General features: G+C 75.8%; 1 protein-coding gene. It reads right to left on the bottom strand.

All coding sequences use genetic code 11. The features are described from left to right. Nucleotides 1-2,440, bottom strand: a 2,440-nt coding sequence (locus G3I53_RS01505) for a BREX system ATP-binding domain-containing protein (protein WP_164437950.1), incomplete at its 3' end; no start/stop codon positions are given. Between the last annotated feature and the right edge of the window lie 122 nt (nt 2,441-2,562).

The following is a 2,562-nucleotide window of genomic DNA, read 5'->3' as shown; positions in this document are numbered from 1 at the left end:
CCAGGACGGCGGGGCGGCCGGAGTCGGTGGCGGGTGCGCCGAGGGCGTCGGCCTCGGCGCCGGCGGCGGCGACCAGCAGCGGCCAGCCGTAGCGCTGGGTGCCGGCCGGGAATCCGGCGTCGAGGGCTTCGAGCAGTTCGGCGCGGGCGTCGGGCAGGCGGCCCTCCCCCGCGGCGATGCCCAGGGCGACGCAGGTAAGCGGCAGGGCGTACTGCGGCATCGGGTCGTGGGTGCCGAGGGAGGCGCGGGCGGCCGACAGGTGCCGGGACGCCTCGGTGAGGTTCCCGCGGTCCAGGGCGAGGTGGGCGAGGCGCATCAGGGCCCCGGCCCGGGGTCTGGCGCCGCGTTCCACGCGCAGGGCGTTGCCCGCGGCCTCGGCCGCCTCGTCCCACCGTCCCAGGGAGTGCAGGGACTCGGCCAGATTGCCCCACACCCAGTCCTCCGAGTCCAGCAGGCCGAGCGCGCGGGTGACCCGCACGCCGTCGCGCAGGAGGGCCACCGCCTCCTCGGACCGGCCGACGCCCTCCAGCGCCGACGGCAGGTTGATGTGGCTGCGGCCCACGACCGGGTCCACGCCCAGCGCGGTGGCCCGGTCCTTGACCTCGTACATGGCGGCGAGGCCGGCGTCGATGTCGCCCGCGTCGACCATGAGGCCGCCGAGGGTGAGGCGGGCGTTGAGTTCGATGTCCTGGGCGCCGACCATGCGCGCGTACTCGACAGCCCGTTCGGCGGCGGCCATGGCGTCCGGGCCGGGCCGGTGCAGCATCGACCAGGCGGCGGCGGTGGCGAGCACCTCGGCGTGCACCTCGGACGGCGGCAGTCCGCGTACCAGCTCCTGGGCGGTGCCGAGTTCGGTCCAGCCGTCGCCGCGCGCGAGGGACTGGGTGAGCCGGGAGCGCTGGACCCAGAACCAGGCGGCGCGCAGGGGGTCGGGGTCCTCCTCCAGCAGCCGCAGGGCGCGTTTGGTGATCTTCAGGGCGCGTTCGCGTTCGCTGCTGAGCCGTCCGGCGACGGCGGCCTCGGCCATCAGGTCGAGGTAGCGCAGCGGGGTCGTCTCCGGGTCGCAGCCGCAGGGAGGGTAGACCTCGGTGTAGTCGGCGGGGCGCAGGGTGGAGCGGACCGTGTCGGGGGCGGAGTCCCACAGTTCCATCGCCCGTTCCAGCAGCCGTAGTTGCTCGGAGTGCGCGTGGCGGCGGCGGGCCTCGACGGAGGCGTCGAGGACGGCGGGCAGGGCCTTGGCGGGGTCGCGGGCCTGGTACCAGTAGCTGGCCAGCCGGGTGACCCGCTCGTCGGCGGGCACGAGGGTGGGGTCGGCCTCCAGTGCCTCGGCGTACTGCCGGTTGAGGCGGGAGCGTTCGCCGGGCAGCAGGTCGTCGCTGACCGCCTCGCGGACCAGGGAGTGGCGGAAGCGGTAGCCGTCGCGGTCGGGTGCGGGGGTGAGGATGCTGCTGTTCACGGCGGCGCGCAGGGCCGCGAGGAGGTCGTCCTCGGCGAGCCGGGCGACGGCGGCCAGCAGCCGGTACTCGACGGTGGAACCGCCCTCGGCGACGATCCGGGCGACCTGCTGGGCGCTCTCCGGCAGCCCCTCGACGCGGACCAGCAGGAGATCGCGCAGCGAGTCGGTGAGGCCGGTGCGGCAGCTCGCGGGTCCGGCGACGGCGAGTTCCTCGACGAAGAAGGCGTTGCCGTCGGAGCGTTCGAAGATCTCGTCCACGTGGTCGGGGTCGGGTTCCCGGGCGAGGATGCCGGCCATCTGACAGCCGACCTCCTCGCGGGTGAAGCGGCCGAGTTCGATGCGCCGGACGGTGCGGAGCCGGTCGAGTTCGGCGAGCAGGGGGCGCAGCGGGTGGCGGCGGTGGATGTCGTCGGAGCGGTAGGTGGCCAGCACGACGAGGCGTCCGGTGCGCAGGGTGCGCAGCAGGTAGGCGAGCAGGTGCCGGGTGGAGGCGTCGGCCCAGTGCAGGTCCTCCAGGGCGAGGATCACGGTGTGCTCGGCGGCGACGCGTTCGAGCAGGCGGGCGGTGAGCTCGAAGAGGCGGGCCATGCCGTGTTCGTCGCGGCGGGCCTCGCGGGCGGCCTCGGTGCCGAGTTCGGGCAGCAGCCGGGCCAGTTCCTCCTCCTGGCCCTCGGCGGCGGCCGCGAGTTCGCCGGGCAGTTCGCGGCGCAGCCGGCGCAGGGCGGTGGACAGGGGGGCGAAGGGCAGTCCGTCGGCGCCTATCTCGACACAGCCGCCGAGTGCCACGACGGCGCCCCGGCTCCGGGCCGCGGTGGCGAACTCCTCGACGAGGCGGGTCTTGCCGACGCCTGCCTCGCCGGCGATCAGCAGCGCCTGCGGTTCGCCCGCGGCGGCACCGGCGAGCGCGTCGTGCAACGCGCCCAGTTCGCGGGTGCGGCCGACGAACACGGGACTGACGGACCTGGTCTCCACGGCCCCGAGCATCGCACGCACCACCGACAGCGCGGCACCGGTTTTCCGCACGGCGGAAGCCGCCGGCCACCGCCCGCCGGCGTCTTCGGCCGGGCGGCCCGCTGTCGGCGGGGCGGTGGCGGCGGCTGCCGCGG

Source organism: Streptomyces sp. SID14436, assembly GCF_010548465.1.
GTDB lineage: Bacteria > Actinomycetota > Actinomycetes > Streptomycetales > Streptomycetaceae > Streptomyces.
Note: the sequence above shows the minus strand (reverse complement) of the source record. Positions and strands in the feature narration are given on the sequence as shown.